We start from the raw sequence: 21,944 nt of genomic DNA, 5'->3' as shown, positions 1-21,944 counted from the left end.
CTCAAAAGAAAGAGGTGCGTTCATCGCGTCACATATCTAAACCGCCCGTCTCTTCAGACGGGCGTTGATCATCTCCTCCAGCAACCTCTGCTCTTTTCTCGCTTTCTCATAGCGCTGCTTGGCTTTCCAGCGATCTAAGGCTTTTTCTAGTCCCTGAACGCGGGCGTGGCGTTGTTCCAGTTCCTTTTGTACAGAAGAACATTGCGCCTGCAATACCGCTTGCTCGTGTTCGCAGTGAACCAATAGCTTTTGTAGCATTTGATCGACGCGGGAGAGGTTCATCAGCGCGGCGCTGTTGAAGGTTGCTTGCTGAGTCGCGGTTTGTAGAGTGGCAGATTGATTGGCGTGGGTTTTAAGGTCAGACAATTGCCCGAGTTTACCTTCAAGGTGAGCGTGACGCTGGCGCATGGATTCAAGCTGTTGGCCGACACGGTCGCGGCGCTTTTCTTCTACTTGTTGCAGTTTGCCGCACGCTTTGATTTTTGCGTCCATACGCTGTCTCCTTGATCGCGCTTGCGAACGTTAATGCGATGAGTACTACGCCTACTGCTGCTGAAACATCTGCGCGAGATCAGTCAGACTGCTTGAGTAATCGGCGGATTCATCCGCGCCTTGCAACAGATAGCCTTTGAGCTGCGGATACATGGCAACAGCACGATCAAGCTCTGGGTCTTGCCCCGGTTGATAGCCCCCCAAAGGCAACAGTTCTTTTACTTGCAGGTAGTTGGAATACAAGGTGCGAAACTGATTGGCGATGGTGGTGTGTGCTGGCTGCGTGCAACCCGACATGCAACGGCTAATCGACGCATTGATATCAATCGCAGGGTAATGCCCCTGTTCGGCCAATTGGCGCGACAATACGACGTGACCATCCAAAATCGCGCGGGCGGAATCCACCACAGGATCGTGTTGATCGTCTCCTTCTGCCAACACGGTATAAATGGCTGTTAAGCTACCGTGTTGGTTTTCACTGTTACCTGCACGTTCAAGCAACTGCGGCAACAAGCTAAAGACAGATGGCGGATAACCACGCGAGGCGGGCGGCTCGCCGAGGGAAAGGGCAATTTCACGCTGCGCCATGGCATAACGCGTGAGTGAATCCATCAGCAGTAAGACATCTTTGCCTTGGTCGCGGAAATACTCTGCAACACGGTGACAAAGCAAGGTAGCGCGAAGGCGCATCAGCGGCGATTCATCCGCGGGTGCGGCTACCACAATGGCGCGTTTACGGGCTTCTGGCGTTAGGTTACGTTCAATGAACTCACGGACTTCACGTCCGCGTTCGCCAATCAATCCGACCACAATCACGTCAGCTTCGGTGTTTTGGGAAATCATGCCCATCAAGACACTTTTACCCACGCCGCTGCCTGCCATAAGGCCAATGCGCTGGCCTTTACCAACAGTCAACAAGCCGTTAATCGCGCGCACACCCATGTTGAGTGGGGTATCTACCGGGCGGCGTTTTAGTGGGTTGATCGGTTTAGGTTCGAGGGAAACACGCTCGCCGCCTTTCAGCTCTGGGCCATCATCAATGGGTTCGCCCTGCCCATTCACTACGCGTCCTAGCCAGTTAGCGCCAAGTTGCACGGTGCTGTCGCCTTCCAGCGGTATCACTTTCGCGCCTGCGAACAACCCGCCAAGGCGACGGATGGGCATCAAGTACGCCACGTTGTGGTCAAAGCCCACGACTTGCGCTTCAATCATGTCGCCTTCAGCCGTTTCGACCAAGCAACGCTGTTCGAGTTTGAAACGGCAACCAACGGCTTGCAGCATCAACCCGTTCACTTTGACTAAACGACCCGTCACTCGGGCAATCGGTACCGAATCGAGCGACGCGATGGCATCGCTCAAACGCTCTGACAGTAAAACGTGCGCAGAGGTACTATTCATCACGACGTCAGTCATTCACAGCCTCAAGCTGTTGTGAGTCTGTGGTACTGCTTGATTCCTTGTTAATGGGTTGTGACACTGTCACCTCATCAAGCAAGTGCTGCTTAACGTTATCCATGCAGGTTTGCAGGCGCGAATCGCAACTGGCGTCGGCTTCTGCATCTTCTGTCACCAGATGACAGCCGCCCACAGGCAGTTCATTGTTCGCCACCAACTTCCATGTTGCAGGAAGATCGGCATTGATGTTTCTGATCCGCTCCAGATCTTGAGGGTTCAAATGCACCGTGACTTTTTCTGATTTGCCCGGTAACGCGTCGATGGTTTCATCCACCAGCGTCAGGATTTGCTGCGGCATCAGAGTAAGCTCTGCGCGGATAACTTGCTGCGCGACTTTCTGAACCAGTTCACAAATCATATGGCGCTGCTGTTGCTCGCGCTCTTTTTGCCAATGCGACAATGTATGGAACAGCTCGTTAACGGGTTTAGCCGCATCAAGAAATGCTTGTCGCCCTGCTTGTTCGCCAGACACAAAGCCTTTCTGAAAGCCCTCTTTTTGACCGTCTAGCAAGCCTTGCTGTATGCCCTGCTCTGTACCCTGGCGGAAACCTTCTTGATGGCCTTGCTCTAATCCTTGCTGAAAACCCGCTTCGAGTTTTTGCTGCAAATCTGCCTGAACATCATTCCAGTTCTGCTCTGCACCGAATTCGTCTTCCACCATAACCACTGGCTTTGCCAGCGGAGGAAAACGGTGAACACGGTAGCCAGATGGCGGGATTTTCATGAATTTTCCTGTCATGGTTTACTCCACCGTGGCTTCTTCGTACAGCACCAGTTCAATCTCGCCCGAATCACTCAGGGCACGAACAATCTGCATGATTTCAGCACGCGCACTTTCTACGCGGCTCAAAGGCACCGCACCGCGCAGCTGCATGTCATCTTCCAATGCTTTCGCCATACGCTGTGGCATGGAACGCTTGATGGTTTGCTGCAAGGTGATTTCTGCACCTTTCAATGCCACAGACCATAATTCGGCTGGGATTTGCTGCACCAGTTTGTCCAATGTGTCCTCGCGCTGACGGCTCAGTACCATGAAATCGAACATGTTCTGTTCAATCTCATTGGCAATATCTTCGTCATGCAGTTTGAGCATTTCCATCAAGGTGGCGCGATCACCTTCAAAGCGGTTAATGATGTCGGCCACTTGCTTCACACCAGACAGCGGCGCGGATTGGTTAACAGACACTTGCGCGATACAGCGTTCAATCAGATCGTTGAGATCGTGCACCACTTGATGGTCAATATCCTGTAACCGAGCAATGCGATAAAGCAGTTCGTCGTGGTAATCCGCCGGCAAGTGTTTCAGCACCAGCGAGGAACTATCTGCTGGCAAGTAAGCCAAGAAAATCGCCTGCATCTGTGGGTGTTCGCTCGTGATGAATCGCGCCAGCACTTCGGCTTCTACCCATTGCAAACGCTGCATGTTGTTGCGAATTTCATCGCCGTAAAGGTTATTCAACAAACCTTTGGCTAAATCGTTACCCAGTGCTTTGCGCAAGGTATTCGATAAGTACTCTTTCGATGCTCCGCGAATACCACTGTGCAGACGAAAATCTTCAAAGAAATGTTGAATCACGCTTTTAGCGCTGTCGCTTTGAATGCCGCTAAGATGCGCCATGGCGCGAGTCACGCGTTGGGTTTCTTCGCGGCTGAAGTGTTGCAGCACTTTTGCCGCGGCATCTTCACCCATGCCAAGCAGTACCAATGCGGTCTGCTCGACATGATTAAGCGGTTGTTTCTGCTTTGACTGTGCTGTGTTCATTCACGTTTATCCATTGTTTCAAAATTTCTGCCACGCGTGCTGGTTCTTCGTTAGCAATCAGCTGCAAGTGCTTCAATTGAATTTCTAGCGGCGATCCCGGTGGGGGTAGCATTTCATTGCCAACATCCAGCCCTGAACTCACTGCAATACCTTTTTCGGACAGACGACGGTTGAGCACTTCTTCGCGCTCGCGCTCTTCTCGCGTTTGCAGGTTGTCGTAGGTCATCTCTTCTTGCGGATCCGCAAATTCCAGTTCTTGTGCACGGCGATCTGCGCCTGTCAGGTGCATGATCAGAGGTCGTAGCACAAAGAAGATCATCGCCATGCCCAACATGCCGCCAATCACGTAACGAAGCGGTTGCTGCACTGCCGAATCTTGCCACCATGGCAAAGCTGGGGATGCGCTGATTTCAATCGGCGTGAAGTTAAAGCTCATCAAACTCAAGCTGTCGCCACGGGCTTCTGAAATGCCAACAGCATCCATCACCATGGTGGAGATCTGCGTTTTCTCAGCGTCTGTCCACGCGGTGCCGTTTGGCGCTGCGCCTGTGTTGAGCAACACGGATACGCTTAAATTTTGGATCTGACCTTGCTGGTATTGGGTGCGACGCACACTGCTGCCCACTGCGTACTGGCGGTTAATTTCAGAGCGCGCATTGGCGTTGGTGCTGTCTTCGGTTGGGACTTCACCAGTCACAGGCGGTTGATTACTCAGCGCGCCCGGCATGCCCAACGCGATTTGATCGATAGAGTTGTTTTGAATGGTGTGTTCGTTGCGCACGACAGGATTTGCATCAAGAATTTCCTGCGTTTCTTCCACTTGGCTAAAGTTCATGTTGGCGGCGACTTGAACGCGGAAGTTACTTGGCCCCACAATCGGTGTCAGCATGTCGGACGCGCGCTGAATAATCTGCTTCTCGACGTTTTTTTGATAGTCGAGGTATTTGGCATTCACCTTACCCGATTCGGTCGAAGCAACATCGGCACTCAACAGGCGACCATATTGGTCAATCACTGACACTTGTTCAGACTTCATGCCTGTCACACTGCCCACGATCAGGTTAATGATCGCTTCTACTTGCTCCGGTTTCAGATCTTCGCCTGCTTTGAGTTCAAGCATCACAGACGCCGACGGATTTTCTGCGTTCTGACGAACAAACAAGGTTTGGCGCGGAATGGCTAAGTGAACGCGCGCGTTAGACACGGCGTTAAGAGAAATGATAGTGCGGACTAACTCCCCTTCTAAACCATGACGATAACGGGCCGTTTCCATAAACTGGCTTGTGCCGAGTGAGCTATCGTTTTTCAGTGAGTCTAATCCGGTAGGTAGCTGCGCTTTTACGCCTTTTGCCGCAAGCAACATACGGATTTTGGCCACTTCACCTTCGGGCACGAGCACTTGGCCGTTTTGTTCTTGCAGACGATAGGCAATGCCTTCGGTTTCAAGCACAGACACAATCTCGCCAATATCAAAACGTTCTTGCTGGCTGTAAAGCGGACGAAATGTTTGAGAAGAACTCCACAGCGCGACCACAATAATGGCGGCGACGATGGCAGCCATCACGGCAGATAACACCAGATTGCGCTGGCTGCTCGACCACAGTTGTTTCACTTTGTGGCCTAATTCATCCATGCCACCAGAAGAAGCAATGCCATTAGACGAAGCCGTGCGACCCGCATTTACTGTTGTCCCGCCGGCCAATTGAGTAGATATATCAGACATGGTTACACCGGCATCTTCATGATGTCATCAAACGAACTGACGACCTTATTGCGCACTTGCATCAAGGCATTAAACGATAAGCTCGCTTTTTGGCTTGCGACCATTGCTCCCACTAAATCATCACTTTTCCCAAGCTCAACAGCCGTAATTTTCTGACTCGCTGTCGATTGATGCTGGTTCACCGTATCGAGGACGTTGGTGATGGCTTGTGAAAAAGACATCGGCTGATTGGTGGTGGCGTTAACCGCGTTCACATCCAAGGGGTTAGCGCTAACAATAAAATCCGGCTGCGCCTGTACACGCATGGCATCCATTTTGGTCAGCATGAGCTGTTCGGCGCTCATTGCGCTGTTCATCGATGGGTTGATTGAGTGATTAGCCATGTTTCACCTTTAATAGGGTTAAGCAGATTGAGATTAAGCAGCCGAGCCAAGTAACGACTGTAAATCAATGCCTTGTTCACGCATTGCAGCCAACTTGTAACGCAACGCGCGGGTTGAGACGCCAAGGGCATCTGCTGTTTTCGTTCGGTTGCCACCAAACTGTCGTAATTTGTCGAGAATGAACTGAAATTCTGCGTGCTTTTTCGCTTCCACATGGCCGAAACGCTCTGTTTGCATCATGGGAATATTCACGCTATTTAGCGCAACAGGCAGCATCAGATCTTGCGCGGTAATGTAATCACCGTGGCGCATTACCAGCGCACGTTGAATCACGTTCTCAAGCTCTCGAATATTGCCCGGCCATTGGTATTGGCTAAGAGCGGAAATGGCATCGGCGGACAGGCGGCATTGACTGCTGTCTTGATACTTCCCGATAAAGAAATGACTGATAGGTAGAATGTCTTCACTGCGCTCACGTAATGGTGGCCAGTGAAGGGGTAATACGTCGAGGCGGTAGTACAAATCTTCGCGAAAATTGCCCTTTTGCACTTCTTCACGTAAATCTTTGTTAGTGGCTGCTATCACGCGGATATCAAGCTTGATCGTCTTGTGGCTGCCCACTCGTTCGACTTCACGCTCTTGTAGCACACGCAGTAATTTGGCTTGCACCGCAGGGGACATTTCACCGATTTCATCCAACAAAATCGTGCCGCCGTTCGCTTCTTCAAACTTGCCGCTTTGCGATTGCAGCGCGCCAGTAAATGCCCCTTTCACATGACCAAATAACACCGCTTCGAGCATAGATTCGGGAATCGCTGCGCAGTTAACCGCCACAAACGCTTCGTCGGTACGAGAAGAATGTTCGTGAACATAACGCGCCAGCACTTCTTTACCTGTGCCAGATTCCCCCGTAATTAACACACTGGCACTGGTGCAGGCTGCGCGATGCGCCAGTTGCAGCACCTGTTTGCTACGCCAAGACTCTGCGACGATATTCGCCATGGGTTTGCCCAGCGCTTCAACACGGCGCAGCAGGTTGACCAATTGCTTTGATTCAAAAGGACGAAGCAGGTAATCCGTGGCACCCGCTTTCATGGTTTCGGCGGCCAGAATACCTTCATCTTGCTCAACAATGGCAATCGCCACGCCACCATGACGTTGTTTTTGATGACAGGCGACCCATTCGCGAATGCCCATATCAGACAGACTCGAGCTGACCAAGGTGACCGCGGCAGGCTCATTGAGTAACGCACTGCGCCCTGTTCTTGCGTGTCTGACCTTGTAACCAGCGTCTTTCAACACATCGATGACGGGGAGCGCAACCGTTTCATTTGGCTCGACCAACAAAATTTCCATATTCTTCATGATTGAACCTTGGTTGTTTCAGGGCTGGCTTCGCTGAATACTTTCGGGGCAGTTTTCGTGCCGCTTTGGGTGGTGTTTTGGGTGGTGTTTTGGTTATTACTACTTGGTGCTTGTTTCTCTTCTATCTGTTGTGCAGGCAAGAGTACGGGCACAACGCGTTCACTGTCTCGAACCAATCTCACCGTGACACGGCGATTTTTCGCCTGCCCTTTTTGCGTGACGTTGTCGGCAATCGGGTAACGTTCGCCGTGGGCGCGAATATCAATACGTGTGTCGGCCACGCCAAGCGTTTGCAGCGCACTCGCGACGTTCTCTGCGCGTTGGCGCGATGTGTTGAGATTAACCACCGATGAACCGATATTGTCAGTGTGGCCGTCAATCAAAATTCGGGAAATAGACGCGTCAACCGCAAGATAACTCGATAGCGCTTTTAGCTTGTTCTGTTGTGCGAAAGTCAGTGACCGTTGCCCAAACGCGAAGGGAAGCTCCAATGTTCGCGCTTCTTCAACGCTCATGCCTGGTAGATTGGCGCGACAACGATTAAATGCGGTCAGACTTTGTTGAATTCGGATCGTGGGAAGCGTGATGCTTTTCGTGACGGAAGGTGCGCTTCCGCTGTAAGCCACATTGACCCACTGGCTGGCAGCCATCGCTTTGAGCAGTTCAGGGATCTGGTGTTGGAAACGTACGATGCTGTTTGCCGTAATGTTGACGTCTGCCAGTTTGCGTTCACGGGCATCAGGTAACCATGGCGGCGCGACCTGATATAACGTCGCCACATTGAGTCCCGTATTATTTCCATTCCATTCTGATTCAAAACTTAATTTCTCACCCGGCAGTGCACGGAAGTAAAACTTCCCCTGCGGCACTTCCGCATGAATTAATTGGCACTCAAACTTACCACCTTGATATTTCCAAGATGATAAATCCATAGGAACCACAATCTCATTCTTTGCGAATGCAGAACCTGAAATAAGCAATGTAAAAATTAATAAATAGGATGTATTTACATTCACCTTACAACGGTAAATATAATCGTGAATTCCCTTCAACATAGATAACCTATTAGCCAACTAAAGCTTCCAAAATCATGGAACGATGACCACTTTTACCACTAGACACTCTAAGAAATAATCCCATTTAAAAAGGACTTATCGTTAAAAATCCCAGTTCAAGAACCGAACAGTAAGTGACAGAAGCAAGCGTAAATTCAAAGACATAATCTTGGGAAAGTGTCGCACTGCATGTCAGTGGACAATATTTAATCGAGCAAGTTAAAAAACATACAAATCTATATTAATATTTTTATTAGATTAATTTTTAACCACTCACTTTTATTAGAAATGCAAACTACCTTTATTCTCTATTCTTTTAAATAAGACATATAAATTAAAATCCAACATGTGAACGAAAGTCACATAGTTTAAAAATCAAACTAAAGCGTAATAAAAAAGTCTGTGTAGACTAGCGGGAATGATGAGCGACACGCTCCGATGTATTTATATGCGGTAAAAATAAATGAAAACGACAGCGCCTAAGCCGAATTCAGAATTGCCGGCTGTCAGTGTCGAATTGCTGGGAAAGCCCATCCACGCGGTACGTGATAATTTGCAACACATCCTTCAATCGTCCTGCCACACCTTAAGCAACGCACTGCAAAGCTGGCTCAAAACCAATCAGATCTATGTCAAATTGGAGTGTATCGACCTTCACACCCTACGTTTAAGTGACATCGATAAAAACGCGACCACCACCCTCCGTCATCAAGATGGCGGGTTGGCATACATGACGATTGATGCACCGATGCTGGTGAAGTTGGCCGACCGTTTCTACGGCGCAGCCATTGAGCGCACAACACCGACGCTAACCAGCAGCGATGTGCGCTTACAAGAGCGTATCGCAAAATGGGTCGCGGCTTGGATTGCGCCCGACGACATGTGGTCGCCGTGCGAGGTCGAGTTAGGTCAAGGCATGGGGCTTCGTTCCGTGTTTGAAATCCATTTCGGCGACACGGTTGGCACGCTGAGCCTTGATATTGAAGGCAACCTTATCCAAACGCTGATCGAACAATTGGGGCTGCACCGTACCCAAGATCTGTCAGCTTCGTTTGCGCAGTCACTGACTGCAACGCCTGTTCGGTTAAACGTGCTTCTGAGTAAGAAAACCCTCCCATTAAGCGATGTGCTTAGCCTTGCCCCAAACGACATTCTGCCGATTGAATTGCTTGCGACCGTGCCTGTCAGCATTGGCAATCAACAGCTCTTTACTGGCCGTGTCGCCGAGCAAGACGGACAACTCGTACTGATTTTGAACCACGAATAAGGAATTCCAACGTGAGTGCATCCCCTGATACCGCCACCTTCAATGGTGAAGACTTGAATTTCGACGACTTTCAACTGGAAGATTTCGATACCCCAACCATCGCTGAGCCTTTAGCCATGCCTGAGCGTGATCTGAGCTTTTTCAAAAAAATCCCTGTGACGGTCACTTTGGAAGTCGCCAGCAAAGAAATCGCGCTAGGCGATCTGATGAAAGCCGGCGAAGGAAGTGTGATCGAGTTAGATAAGCTCAATGGCGAACCCTTAGATGTAAAAGTAAACGGTTCCTTGATGGGCCATGCCGAAGTGGTTGTTGTCAACGACAAATATGGCCTGCGCCTGATTGATGTGCTGGACTCTGCACTGGCAGGCGTTACCCAATAAGTCGCTGACTCTGTGACTGATTACAAGAGCAAAAGGCAATATCCTCAATGTTGATGTTTCGTTCTCTCAAATCCTGTTTGCCTGCACTGATTGCCGCCATTGCTCTGTTTGCAATGCCCGCATTGGCTGCCGACAACGGGCTGACTTTCCTCTCTGTCACCGATGGCGATACCCAGCAGGAATACAGCGTAAAACTGCAAATCCTGCTGTTGATGACAGCGCTAGGTTTTCTGCCTGCCTTCATTTTGATGGGAACGAGCTTCACTCGCATTATCGTGGTGTTGGCGATTTTGCGTCAGGCACTTGGTCTTCAGCAAAGCCCGCCAAACCGCGTGCTCGTCGGGATTGCGTTGTCACTGACCATTTTGATCATGCGCCCCGTTTGGACGGATGTTTACGAGAATGCTTTCAAGCCTTATGACGCAGGTGACATCACCCTGATGCAAGCGTTCACGGTGGCAGAAACGCCAGTTCGAAACTTCATGTTGGCGCAAACGCATCAAAGCGCCTTGGAGCAAATGCTACGCATTGCCAATGAACCACTGAACCAAAACGTGGACGACATTTCATTTGCCGTGGTGCTACCTGCCTTTGTGATCAGCGAACTGAAAACGGCATTTCAGATCGGATTTATGTTGTTTATCCCTTTTTTGGTCATCGATTTGGTGGTCGCCAGTGTCTTGATGGCAATGGGTATGATGATGCTTTCCCCCCTCATCATCTCATTGCCATTCAAGCTCGTGGTGTTCGTATTGGTCGACGGTTGGGCCATGACCGTTGGCACCTTATCCGCCAGTTTTGGGTAGCCCAGCATGACACCTGAACTTGTTGTTACCCTCTTTTCCAACGCGGTCTGGCTGATCATCTTAATGGTCGCTGTGCTTGTCGTGCCGGGGCTGATTGTTGGCCTTGGTATTGCGATTTTTCAAGCCGCCACACAAATCAATGAACAGACACTGAGTTTCCTGCCCCGCTTAATGACCACCCTGTTGATGGTGATTTTCGCTGGACACTGGATGCTGCGAAAGATCATGGATCTGTTCGATTATCTGTTCCACAACATTCCCGGCATGATCGGCTAATGGCGATCACCTTCGCGGAACTCTCCGTCATGCTCGGTCAACTTTGGTGGCCGTTTTTCCGTGTTGGCGCCGTATTTATATCCATGCCGTTTTTCGGTGATGCATTCATTCCCGTTTGGGTGCGTAGCCTGTTAGCGCTCTCAATTGTTGTGATCACCGCGCCTTTAATGCCCGCTATGCCCGCTGTTGAGCTGTTTTCCATGACCTCTTTGTTTCTGGCTTTTGAGCAAGCCATGTGGGGGTTGTTCTTTGGCTTAATCCTGCACATGTTCTTTGGTATTTTTACCATGTTAGGCCAAATCGTCTCATTGCAAATGGGACTTGGTATGGCCGTGATGAATGACCCTGTTAACGGTCAATCTGTGGCGGTATTGGCGAGAATTTTTCTGCTGTTCTGCACCTTGCTATTTTTATCCCTCGAAGGACATTTGTTGATCATCGATATTCTGATCCAAAGCTTTGTCATTTGGCCTGTAGGCTCTGGTCTAACCGGGATGTCACTGCAAGGCGTGGTCAATATCTTCGGTTGGATGTTTGCATCTGGTCTCGCATTGGCCTTGCCTGCCATTGTTTCTATGTTGCTGGCAAACATCAGTTTTGGTGTGATGAACCGCGCCGCGCCATCATTGAATGTGTACGCCCTTGGTTTTCCCATGACCATGTTACTTGGCCTATTCAGTGTTTTACTGTCTATTTCCGGGGTGCCCGATAAATACACTGAACTCGTGCATGACACCCTTCACCATCTGAATACCTTTATGGTGGGGGGCGCATGAGCGAACAATCGTCACAAGACAAATCCGAACAGGCTTCCGACCAGAAGATCAAAAAGGCAAGGGGCGAAGGCCAAATCCCCCGCGCCAAAGAATTCACCACGGCGGTTATCTTTCTTGCGGTTTCAGCGTATTTCTACAGCCAATTACCCGCAATTTGGGAAGCCATTTCGGGTGTGTTTCGCTTCAATATGTCGCTGACCAAAGCCGATCTTGAAAACCCCTTACAAGCGATTGAACACGTCGGTCACAGCCTTGGTATTTTGATTGAACTGCTACTGCCCATGTTCCTGTTGATCATTGTCACCACCGTTTTAAGTTCGCTGATCTTAGGTGGCTGGATGTTTCGACCTGCCAATGTCTTGCCCAAGCTCAGTAAGCTCGACCCGATCAAAGGGATTGGGCGCATGTTCTCAACCCGCTCGCTTGTCGAGCTGATCAAATCCACCTTGAAAGTGGCGGTGATTGCCAGCGTACTTTACGGCTTTTTGGATAACAAACTTCAACCTTTGCTGGGTATGCAAAACCTGCCGTTGAACCAGGGTGTGGTGATGATCATGAACATCTTGTTTGAAGGCATGTTGCTTATGGGTTTTGCGCTGCTGCTGTTCGGGGTCATTGATATCCCTTATCAGCGCTGGGAGCACATGAAAGAGCTTCGCATGACTAAACAGGAGCAAAAAGAAGAGTACAAGAACAACGAAGGCCGTCCCGAAGTGAAGCAGCGTATTCGTCAAATTCAACAGCAATTTTCGCGTCGGCGTATCGACAAAACCGTGCCCAGTGCCGATGTGGTCATCGTGAATCCAACCCACTATGCCGTGGCGCTAAAATACGATACCTCGCTGTCTGATGCACCGTTTGTCGTCGCAAAAGGCGTGGATGAAACCGCCATGCACATTCAGCGTATTGCGCGAGAAAACAATGTCGAAATTATCCATTCCGCGCCACTGACCCGATCGATTTATCACACCACGGCGATTGAACAGGCTGTACCCAGTCAGCTTTATATCGCGGTGGCGCATATTCTGACGTACGTGTTACAGGTGAAAGCCTTTCGCGAAGGACGTGGCGACAAGCCTATGTCGTTGCCTCATTTTTCGATCCCGAATCATTTGCAGCATTAACACTATGGCATTCAGCTCGGTGTCATCAAGATCTCTGTCATCAAACTTATTTCACGCATTCGTACAAGCTTGCACTCACCGCCGTCACACCAAGGAACAGACACTATGCTTAATCGGTTAAGAGATTTTCAACAATCAGCGAAGGGGCGAATTGGTATTCCTGTCGTGTTGCTGATGCTGCTCGCAATGGTGATTTTGCCATTGCCACCGCTACTGCTCGATGCTCTGTTTACTTTCAATATCGTGTTGGCAATTTTGGTGTTGCTGGTCAGCACTAGTGCGAAACGACCGCTCGATTTCTCCATTTTCCCAACGATATTGCTGATCGCCACCCTTCTTCGCCTTGCGCTAAACGTGGCCTCCACCCGTATTGTATTGCTTGAAGGTCACAACGGAGGCGATGCCGCCGGTAAGGTCATTCAAGCCTTTGGTGAGGTGGTAATTGGTGGTAACTACCTGATTGGTATGGTGGTGTTCGTCATCTTGATGATCATTAACTTTGTGGTCATCACCAAAGGTGGCGAGCGGATATCCGAAGTCTCCGCCCGCTTTACCTTGGATGCCCTGCCGGGCAAACAGATGGCGATTGATGCGGATCTCAACGCGGGATTAATCGACCAAGAAACAGCTCGATTACGCCGTAAAGAAGTCGCCAATGAAGCGGATTTCCACGGTTCAATGGACGGTGCGTCTAAGTTTGTACGCGGCGATGCCATCGCAAGCATGCTAATCCTGTTTATCAACTTAATTGGTGGTATCAGCATTGGTGTGTTTGACCATGGCCTAACCGGCTCAGAAGCACTAAAAACCTATGCCCTACTGACCATTGGTGATGGTTTGGTGGCGCAAATTCCGTCGCTATTGCTGGCAACCGCAGCCGCTATCATTGTTACCCGTATTAATGATTCCGACAGCGGCATGGCGGAAACCATGCGCAAGCAAATGCTCGCCACCCCAGCAACGCTCTATACCGTTGCGGGCATCATGGTAGTGATTGGTATTGTTCCCGGCATGCCGCATCTGGCTTTTTTCAGCTTTGCGGGCGCCTTGGCTTTTGCGGGCTGGCGACAGAGCAAAGCGCCAGACAATGATTCGCAATTGGACGACGTTGAGGCTATTTCTCATGTGATGCAGCATGAGGAATCGCCGTTGTCTTGGGATGATATTCCCCACGTTCACACGCTGTCACTCGCGCTGGGCTATCGTCTCGTGCATTTGGTCAACAAAGAGCAAGGCGCACCACTCACACAACGTATTCGTGGCGTTCGCCGCAACCTGTCTGAGCAGATCGGTTTTTTGCTCCCTGAAGTGCGTATTCGCGACAACTTAAGCCTGAAACCTAACCAGTACACCTTGTCGCTAAATGGCGAAGTGATTGAGCAAGGCTTTATCGAACCGGATCGCTTGATGGCTATTGCGGTGGGTGAAACCTACGGCGAAATCGACGGTATTTTGGGAAGCGACCCTGCCTACCAATTGCCTGCGGTATGGATTGAACACACGGACAAAGCCAAAGCACTCAACATGGGCTATCAGGTGGTGGATGACAGTACCGTGATCGCGACCCACATCAGCAAAATCATTAAATCGAATCTGGCGGAGTTGTTTACCCACGACGACGTAGAAGCCATGAACCAACGTTTGACACAGCAAGCACCAAAGCTCGCGCAAGCATTGGGCGCAGCCCTGACACCTGCACAACAGCTGAAGGTTTACCGTCAATTGCTGCTTGATCAAGTGCCACTAAAAGACATTCGCACCATTGCCAACACCATGTTGGATTCATCCGAAAACAGCAAAGACCCGATATTGCTGGCCGCCGATGTTCGCTGTACCTTGCGACGCACGCTGTTTAACCTCATCGCCGGACAAAAGAACGAGTTGAATGTGTACGCCCTTTCCGACGAATTGGAAAAGATGTTGCTAACGTCGTTACAGCAAGCACAAGCCAGTGGCCCAGTGATGCTTGATAGCTTCCCCATTGAGCCGAATATTTTGGGGCAGTTCCAACAGAACCTGCCATTAATTCGACAACAGCTTAAGCAACAAGGCATGGTACCCATCCTGCTAGTGATGCCACAGTTACGGCCGTTACTTGCACGTTATGCACGCACCTTTACCCAAGGATTGGCGGTGTTGTCATACAACGAAGTGCCCGAGAATAAGCAAATTAACGTGGTAGGAAACCTTGGCTAATTTCACGCTTCACCAGGTGATGCATCAAACTTTACGTCACCTTATCGAGCAGCATGTCGTTACGGATGACGATGCGCTGATCCTCGCCGCTTTTTTACAAAACGATATTCGCCATGTGTGTCAGGCCATTCGTGATGTACGTTCTGGTGTGGTGGTTTATCAACATGTGACACTGCGCTTTGGCAGTCGTGGAGAGCAAAGCGTTTACAGCTTTGATTTGTCTGACGGTATGCGTTTTAGTCTTGACCTTTACAGCTTGTATTTGGCGCTACGCCAAAGCCGCTTTCAAATTGATACCTTTCACCCTGATTTGGTCAGCGATGTCGTGGTACCCGTTGATGCCAATGCGCTGATCTGGTCAACGGGGCAGCATGCTCTCACCCAGATGCTGCAACTGGACAAAGCGGCCTTTTCGTTTCTTATTCCTTCGTTGCAGATCAATGTCAGTGACGAGGCACAGCCTCGTCTTGTTAGCTTGCTGGCGACATTACGCGTGCGATCAGCTGCACTTTGGTTTGAACTATCCATTCCCTGTCACCACATTGAATTAATGAAACGTCACCGTCCAGACAGGGTGAAATTGGCCATTACTTTAGCCAGTAAACAGGATCGTAGCGGCTTATTGCCCTTGATTCGCTTTTTTCGATCTCATCGATTGCCTTGGGTGGCAGGACGTATTTCCAGCCAAAGTGAGCTGAATCAGTTTCGCCTACTGGGCGCATCACACTACTTTGGCTATGTCAGCGACATTCCAACGTCTTTATCCTTTAAGGGCTTCGACAACCCTGACACCAGCCAAAACGTGGAATAGAGATCACCAAAATGCTTATAAATCCGCGATTTCGCGGATTTTTTTCATTCTGAGATTAATTCTGTGCAACAAGCGTCCGCCTCTAGTTAGTGAGCAGGGAGCATCCCTCGCAACCAATGACTGTGAACCAAGGAGTTTAAGATGGCTTTATCAATGCACACTAACTACGCGTCGCTTGTTACTCAGAATACACTGAATGGCACCAGCAACCTTTTGAACACTGCAATGGAGCGCTTGAGCACCGGTTACCGCATTAACTCTGCGGCGGACGATGCAGCTGGCCTACAAATTTCTAACCGTCTGGAAGCACAAACACGCGGCATGTCAGTAGCAATGCGTAACGCACAAGATGGTATGTCAATGCTGCAAACGGCTGAAGGTGCGTTTGACGAGTCGACCAACATTCTTTACCGCATGAACGACCTAGCGACACAAGCATCGAACGGCACCAACACCGATGCAGACAAAGACGCACTGCAAAAAGAATTCAGTGAGTTAGGTGCAGAGCTTACCAACATCATGACCAATACCAAGTACGCGGGTGATGCACTTATCACCGCCGCTGGTATTAAAACAGGCGGTCTAACGCTGCAAATCGGCGCTTCTTCTGCTGAAACGCTTGACCTAGCAACAACGGTTGATACGGATGTTATCGCCGCACACACTGCGCTTTCAGCCACTGTACCAGCGCTAGATATTGGTTCTACGGGTGATTCAGGTGCTGCGATGGACGCTCTGGCGACGGCGCTGGATGAAGTGGGTGCCGCGCGTGCCGGTTTGGGTGCGACAATTAACCGTCTAGACCACACCGTTGTTAACTTGGGCAACATGTCAGAAAACACTGCTGCAGCGAAAGGCCGTATCACGGATGCAGACTTTGCCGTTGAATCATCAAACATGACTAAAAACCAAATGCTGATGCAAGCAGGCACCACCGTTCTGTCTCAGACTAACCAGCTGCCTGGCATGGCGATGTCACTGCTGCGTTAATCGCCACACAATTTCTCCTTTATCCTCCCTTGGATATTTTTCTCAACCTCCTTCGGGAGGTTTTTTTGTGGAAATTCCGAGAGGCGGTTTTATCCCCAAACACACCGAAAATTCAGTTTGTTTGGGGATATTTTTTCAGACCCTAACATCCACGAATTATCCATCGAGACGTCTTTATCTGGCCGCTAACAAGCGAGAGGGTCTATCGAAATACTAATGAGGGCCATGGGATAATGTTAATGCCAAATCCCACAAGGATTCAGGAACATCGACCTCCGTCAGCTCGTTGATAAACTGGCCCGGTAAACGCGTTCCCTCGTCTTGAGAAACCAGATCGCCAACTTGTTTACAACGTTCATAAAATGATTCGGAATTGGCAGGGTCAATCACCAAGAAATATTGGCCCAAATCATGAGGGTCGCCCTGTGCCGCTTTTAGGGGTTTGACGAACTGCGATGCCATTCCCCCTGTTAACCCTGCCGTCAACAACTCCGCCATTAAGCCAAACCCCCAGCCTTTGTACCCACCAGCAGAGACCAATGAACCGGCTAGTGCTTTGTGTGGGTCAGTGGTTGGATTGCCAAGTTCATCAAGCGCCCAGCCTTCAGGAATGCTTTCACCTGCTTCTTTCGCCATCGTGATTTTGCCAAGGGCGACAACCGTGGTGGATTGATCAAACTGCATGGCTATGCCGCCTTCACCATCTGGGACAGAAAAGGCCACTGGGTTAGTGCCAATGGTGCGGATTTTCCCGCCGGGCGGCGCGACAATAGGAGAAGAGTTCGTAAAACCGAGAGCAATAAAGCCACGACGGGCAAACTGTTCGGTGAAATACCCTAATGACGTACACGTATGACTATGACCAATCGCTAATGCAGCGAGACCATTCTCAGAGGCGGCAGTTAACGCGGATGGAAAAGCGCGAACAAAAGCCGCTTGTGCAAACCCGAATTTGGCATCGACTTGAACAACACCAGGCTTGGGTGTCGTGATTAACGGTTCGGCGTCTTTTGATACACGCCCTGACACAAGTTGCTCGCAATAACTTTGTAAATAGTACAAGCCGCAGATTCGGTTTTGTCTGGACTCGTTTTTTGCGACAGCAAGCGCGACAGATTCTGCGATCCACGGTAAAGCGCCATGTTTTTCTAACGCTGTTTTACACACCTCATGAATCTCGGAAATGGCAATAACTGGCATACATACTCCTTTAGAATTTGTCACTAAAATCAGGTGTTATTAATTGTCTGAGAATCTCTCTTTGTCGGTTGTCTGTTGAAACTCCAAAGCGGCATCTTCAAGCGCATGCCATAAATAGCCCGCACTTGAAATATCACTCAAAATGAAGAAACGCGTTTGTTTAAAAGCGGACTGTGATGTGTTGACGACGACAGAAGAAACACGCGCCACGGATGTTTGGGCGATATGACCGGGCGTAAATACATCGGGTTGAAAATCAACCGCACACACTTTCGCAAACATCTGCGGGCAAGCATCGCCCGTGAGAACAAACATCGCCGAACTGTGTTGGCAATATAATCGAGTCACTTGGCTGGCGTTAAGCGCGGCTTTTTCCAGTTCCAGAATGGCTTCAGTGTGTTGATGTTCCACATCAAGAACCCAAAACTCCGTGAGGCTAAGCCTTAGCACCCATAAACCGTTGCGCATTTCGACGGCGTTATTAGGTTGAGGAGGTATTTCAAGCCCCTGCTGCTCTAAAAAAGAAGCAGCGTGTTGACCTCTGAATCCAACACGGTTTGAGGTGGTTGCATCAAAAAACGAAATTGAAGACAGACAATATGTTTGCACAATATCGCTGTGTCTCAATGCTGGCTGTGTGCTGACTAAAAATGAAAACATGCTAAATGACCTCCTGTCGCGCACCTTCCGGATCATAAAAAGGTAACTTGACCACTTCCGGCCATACTTCTTTGCCGTCGACCCTGATAGGGAACAACGTACCGGGTTCTTGTTGATCAATGCCGACAAACGCCAGACCAATATAGGCATCTAACGTTGCCGAAAAATCACACGACGTCACATTTCCCGTGATGCTTGAATCCTGACCCGCTTTATCCAACACAAGGTGGCCTTCTTCTGGCTTCGCAGACGATTTATCGAGTGTAAAACCAACCAGTTTTCGGGTTTGCTCGCGGCGCATCACTATCTCAACTGAGCGTGAACCCACATAGAAAGGCTTGGCTTTCGCGATGGCCCATCCCAAGGACAATTCACCGGGGTGTGACATACCATCGGTGTCTTGCCCAACGATAATGTGGCCTTTTTCCAGACGAAGAAGCCGCTGTGCTTCTACGCCAAAGGGACGCATCTCAAATTCTTCTCCGGCGGATATCAGTAAATCCCAAACCTTGAGCGCGAACAGTGTGGGCATGTGGATCTCATACCCGAGTTCCCCAACAAAACCGACGCGCATCAATCGAACTGGCATGCCGCTAATATGTCCCTCTCGGTAGGCCAAATAGGGGAACGCCTCCGGGGTGAAATCGACGTCTTCACACACTTTCTCGAGGACTTTCCTCGCGTTTGGCCCGGCGACATTCACCGCTGAAAATGCGGAGGTCACATTGGCAATATCGACATCTAATCGCCACTGGGCATTCCACTTTTTCATTTCACGATAAACCGCATCAACGCCGCTCGTTGTCGCAGTCACGTAATAATGGTCGTCTGCAATACGACACGCGACGCCGTCATCCACCACCACGCCTTGCTCATTGGTCAACACGGCATAACGCGTTTTACCAACGGGCTGCTTAACAAACGCAAAGGTATACATTCGATTCAAAAACTCTGGCGCATCTGGCCCATAAACTTCGATACCACCCAATGTGCTGACATCAACGATGCCGACATTTTGTCGCACAGCTAACGCTTCTTGCTGAATGCGTGCATGTCGATGTTCAGGGTCGCCGTAATAAGCGGGACGACGCCATGCGCCCGCAGGCATGAACTGTGCGCCCAGATCTTCATGCCTTGAATGCATGGGCGTGAGGCGAACAGGGTTAAAAATTCGACCCGCTAAATAGGCGAGCTTTTCGGGGATAAATGGCGGACGCGCAGTGGTTACGCCCGTTTCACTGACCGTTCTGCCTGTGGCCTCGGCAACCAATCTCGCGCTGGCCAAGGCGGAATGGCGTCCCTGAGAGGGGCCCATGCCAACAGTCGAAAAACGTTTAACCAGTTGAATGTCTCGATAACCTAAACGCGTGGCATTCACGATATCTTTTGATTGAAGATCTTCATCAAAATCGACAAAGTCTTTCCCTTTAGGATGAGGAAATATAGGCCAAGGGAAATTGGTTGAAAGATCGCACTCAACCCTGTCACTGACAACATCAGACAGCCCGAGTTTAGTTAAACAGGTTTGCGCCGCGTTTTGTCCATCTGCCAGCACTTTATCAAGGTCATGAATGCCATTAACAGAGCCCGCAATGTGCAGATTGTCGGGTAGGTTTTTAAGCGTAAAACGTGCGTTGCTGTCGTCATAGCTGAGTTGTGCGCCTGCTTGACATAACAACTGGTAAGTCGGCATGTAACCGGCTGACACACAAAGCAGATCGCAGGGTATTGTTGATACTTTTTGTGTGACCTTGTATTGGTCGTCGATAGAATAGATCTCGACCGATGAAAGGTGGTTTTTGCTTGCTTGCGCTTCATAAACCGTCGCCCCCAATATGACGGGGATACCCAGAGTTTGAACCGCATCGACCAGATCAGCGCGTCTCTGGCTTTTACGCATGTCGACGACGGAAACAACGTCTACGCCCTGTTTAGCAAGCTCGATGGCGGCTAAATAGCCATCGTCATTGCCCGTTAGTACCACCGATTTTTTGCCCGGTTTGATGGCGTAGTGTTTCATTAGTCGCATTGCGGCGCTGCATAAAACGATGCCGGGAATGTCATTGTTTCTAAATACGACGTGCTGTTCGAATTCGCCTGACGCGACAATGCACTGTTTAGCCCTGACCTTATACATGCGATTGGCGGTGAGCACGGGCAGGTAATTATCGGTGAACCACGCATTACAAACCGCATCGGTTAAGACGCGGATCTTGGGGTGATTGGAGACGCTCGATTTGAGTTTGGCGAGTACGTCATCTGCCACATCACCATTGATATCGAATCGATGATAAGTCAGTGCGCCACCGAGTTGCTTGTTTTCGTCAACTAACAGTACGTTGGCACCGTGTTGCGCGGCGGTAATGGCCGCATTCAGTCCTGCTGGCCCCGCGCCGACCACCATCACATCACAAAACAGGTAGGCTTTGTCATGATAAGTGGGGTCAAAATCTAGGTTGGCTTTCCCCAATCCCGCTTTTTTGCGAATGAGCGGCTCCCACTTATCCCAGACGCCCTTGGGCTTATAAAATGCGCGATAATAGAAGCCGACGGGCATAAACCGTCCGACTTTTTCTAACAAGGCATCTTTGTCGTTTTCCAGCGAGCCATTGTAATTTTGCCCCATCACCCTTGGGGCTTGTGAAATATCAATGCGATCCGCTAATACATTGGCTTCGTCTGGCAATTGAACCAGGGTATTAGCATCTTGACCTGCCATCGTTAGCGGGCCACGAGGTCGGTGATATTTGAAGGAGCGTGACATCAGCCATTGCTGATTGGCAATAAGGGCGCTGGCAACGGTATCGCCTTCAACACCCCTGTAGCGCGTTCCTTCAAATTCAAAGCTGATTGTCTTATCTCGAGAAATCAAAGAACCCATCGGCGGTGATAATCGTTTCTCATCACTCATGGTTGCGCTCCTTTTCCTTCGTCGGCGTCAGCATCGAAAGAGACTTTCTGCGTAAATATGTCGCTGGGATCATAAGTTCGAATAATCTCATCTGAGGCCGTGTGCCTTTCCGCGATAAACCAATAGCTAGATGCACTGTGAAACCACCATTCTTGAACCACTTTGACGGTGTTGTCTGAGTAAAAGACATAGTCAGCCCATTCTTTGTCAGTGCAGTTTTTATGATCGGGCATGGCTTTCACTTCACCACCGTAGACAAACTCATTGATGTTTCTTGGACCATTCAAGGGACAACGCATTATCTTCATATCA

At 49.8% G+C, this 21,944-nt stretch carries 21 protein-coding genes; 9 read left to right on the top strand and 12 right to left on the bottom strand.

Annotated features, from left to right (window positions below; genetic code table 11):
- Positions 1–36 precede the first annotated feature (36 nt).
- The 8 genes from fliJ to ACED36_RS14545 are packed head-to-tail and all read right to left on the bottom strand — an operon-like array spanning position 37 to position 8,112.
- Entirely contained in the window at positions 37–492 is a 456-nt protein-coding gene (fliJ, locus tag ACED36_RS14580; protein WP_016959234.1) for a flagellar export protein FliJ, read from the bottom strand.
- A 51-nt stretch (positions 493–543) separates the two neighbouring features.
- Positions 544–1,890 (bottom strand): flagellar protein export ATPase FliI, encoded by a 1,347-nt coding sequence (gene fliI, locus ACED36_RS14575; protein ID WP_371733492.1) that lies wholly within the window; start codon positions 1,888–1,890, stop codon positions 544–546.
- A 7-nt stretch (positions 1,891–1,897) separates the two neighbouring features.
- Complete coding sequence (fliH, locus tag ACED36_RS14570; RefSeq protein ID WP_017004931.1) at positions 1,898–2,671, bottom strand: flagellar assembly protein FliH; 774 nt, start codon at positions 2,669–2,671, stop codon at positions 1,898–1,900.
- A gap of 18 nt (positions 2,672–2,689) precedes the next feature.
- On the bottom strand, positions 2,690–3,709 hold the full coding sequence (locus tag ACED36_RS14565; RefSeq protein ID WP_016959237.1) for a flagellar motor switch protein FliG: 1,020 nt from the start codon (positions 3,707–3,709) through the stop codon (positions 2,690–2,692).
- Entirely contained in the window at positions 3,672–5,432 is a 1,761-nt protein-coding gene (gene fliF / locus ACED36_RS14560) for a flagellar basal-body MS-ring/collar protein FliF (RefSeq protein ID WP_371733464.1), read from the bottom strand. The genes ACED36_RS14565 and fliF overlap by 38 nt, the downstream gene beginning before the upstream one ends.
- Positions 5,433–5,434: 2 nt before the next feature.
- Positions 5,435–5,815 carry a flagellar hook-basal body complex protein FliE gene (gene fliE, locus ACED36_RS14555; protein WP_016959239.1) on the bottom strand — a complete coding sequence of 127 codons (381 nt, stop codon included), beginning with the start codon at positions 5,813–5,815 and terminating at the stop codon, positions 5,435–5,437.
- A gap of 33 nt (positions 5,816–5,848) precedes the next feature.
- Entirely contained in the window at positions 5,849–7,180 is a 1,332-nt protein-coding gene (locus tag ACED36_RS14550; RefSeq protein WP_017004933.1) for a sigma-54 dependent transcriptional regulator, read from the bottom strand.
- A complete protein-coding gene (locus ACED36_RS14545; protein WP_371733463.1) occupies positions 7,177–8,112 on the bottom strand; it encodes an OmpA family protein in 936 nt (311 codons plus the stop codon). Before ACED36_RS14545 ends, ACED36_RS14550 begins: the two co-directional genes overlap by 4 nt.
- A 586-nt stretch (positions 8,113–8,698) precedes the next feature.
- On the opposite strand from ACED36_RS14545, the gene ACED36_RS14540 reads away from it, so the two are divergent.
- The 9 genes from ACED36_RS14540 (at position 8,699) to lafA (ending at position 16,861) form a co-directional block, all read left to right on the top strand.
- Positions 8,699–9,502 carry a FliM/FliN family flagellar motor switch protein gene (locus ACED36_RS14540; RefSeq protein WP_371733462.1) on the top strand — a complete coding sequence of 268 codons (804 nt, stop codon included), beginning with the start codon at positions 8,699–8,701 and terminating at the stop codon, positions 9,500–9,502.
- An 11-nt stretch (positions 9,503–9,513) separates the two neighbouring features.
- On the top strand, positions 9,514–9,882 hold the full coding sequence (fliN, locus tag ACED36_RS14535; RefSeq protein ID WP_371733461.1) for a flagellar motor switch protein FliN: 369 nt from the start codon (positions 9,514–9,516) through the stop codon (positions 9,880–9,882).
- A gap of 47 nt (positions 9,883–9,929) precedes the next feature.
- Positions 9,930–10,688, top strand: a complete 759-nt coding sequence (fliP, locus tag ACED36_RS14530; RefSeq protein ID WP_371733460.1) for a flagellar type III secretion system pore protein FliP — start codon at positions 9,930–9,932, stop codon at positions 10,686–10,688.
- Positions 10,689–10,694: 6 nt separating this feature from the next.
- Positions 10,695–10,964 carry a flagellar biosynthesis protein FliQ gene (gene fliQ, locus ACED36_RS14525; protein WP_016959245.1) on the top strand — a complete coding sequence of 90 codons (270 nt, stop codon included), beginning with the start codon at positions 10,695–10,697 and terminating at the stop codon, positions 10,962–10,964.
- On the top strand, positions 10,964–11,740 hold the full coding sequence (gene fliR / locus ACED36_RS14520) for a flagellar biosynthetic protein FliR (RefSeq protein WP_371733459.1): 777 nt from the start codon (positions 10,964–10,966) through the stop codon (positions 11,738–11,740). Before fliQ ends, fliR begins: the two co-directional genes overlap by 1 nt.
- Entirely contained in the window at positions 11,737–12,864 is a 1,128-nt protein-coding gene (gene flhB / locus ACED36_RS14515; protein WP_016959247.1) for a flagellar biosynthesis protein FlhB, read from the top strand. Before fliR ends, flhB begins: the two co-directional genes overlap by 4 nt.
- A 105-nt stretch (positions 12,865–12,969) precedes the next feature.
- Positions 12,970–15,060 carry a flagellar biosynthesis protein FlhA gene (flhA, locus tag ACED36_RS14510; RefSeq protein WP_016959248.1) on the top strand — a complete coding sequence of 697 codons (2,091 nt, stop codon included), beginning with the start codon at positions 12,970–12,972 and terminating at the stop codon, positions 15,058–15,060.
- Positions 15,061–15,079: 19 nt separating this feature from the next.
- Positions 15,080–15,871, top strand: a complete 792-nt coding sequence (locus ACED36_RS14505) for a diguanylate phosphodiesterase (RefSeq protein WP_371733491.1) — start codon at positions 15,080–15,082, stop codon at positions 15,869–15,871.
- A 141-nt stretch (positions 15,872–16,012) separates the two neighbouring features.
- Entirely contained in the window at positions 16,013–16,861 is an 849-nt protein-coding gene (gene lafA / locus ACED36_RS14500; protein WP_371733458.1) for a lateral flagellin LafA, read from the top strand.
- A 213-nt stretch (positions 16,862–17,074) separates the two neighbouring features.
- On the opposite strand, the gene ACED36_RS14495 is transcribed toward lafA, so the two are convergent.
- From ACED36_RS14495 to ACED36_RS14480, 4 genes are read right to left on the bottom strand one after another with little or no spacing between them, the layout of a single operon-like run.
- The gene (locus ACED36_RS14495) at positions 17,075–18,061 is read right to left on the bottom strand and encodes an Ldh family oxidoreductase (protein ID WP_371733457.1); all 987 of its coding nucleotides are present in this window, start codon (positions 18,059–18,061) and stop codon (positions 17,075–17,077) included.
- Between the two features lie 39 nt (positions 18,062–18,100).
- Positions 18,101–18,721, bottom strand: a complete 621-nt coding sequence (locus ACED36_RS14490) for a hypothetical protein (protein WP_017004936.1) — start codon at positions 18,719–18,721, stop codon at positions 18,101–18,103.
- Between the two features lies 1 nt (position 18,722).
- Complete coding sequence (locus ACED36_RS14485; protein WP_371733456.1) at positions 18,723–21,632, bottom strand: FAD-dependent oxidoreductase; 2,910 nt, start codon at positions 21,630–21,632, stop codon at positions 18,723–18,725.
- Positions 21,629–21,940, bottom strand: coding sequence for a sarcosine oxidase subunit delta (locus ACED36_RS14480; RefSeq protein WP_017004938.1), 312 nt, complete (start codon positions 21,938–21,940; stop codon positions 21,629–21,631). Before ACED36_RS14480 ends, ACED36_RS14485 begins: the two co-directional genes overlap by 4 nt.
- Positions 21,941–21,944: the final 4 nt, after the last annotated feature.

The sequence above is a fragment of the Enterovibrio sp. FF113 genome (assembly GCF_041439165.1).
In the GTDB taxonomy this organism is placed as follows: Bacteria; Pseudomonadota; Gammaproteobacteria; order Enterobacterales; family Vibrionaceae; genus Enterovibrio; species Enterovibrio norvegicus_A.
Note: the sequence above shows the minus strand (reverse complement) of the source record. Positions and strands in the feature narration are given on the sequence as shown.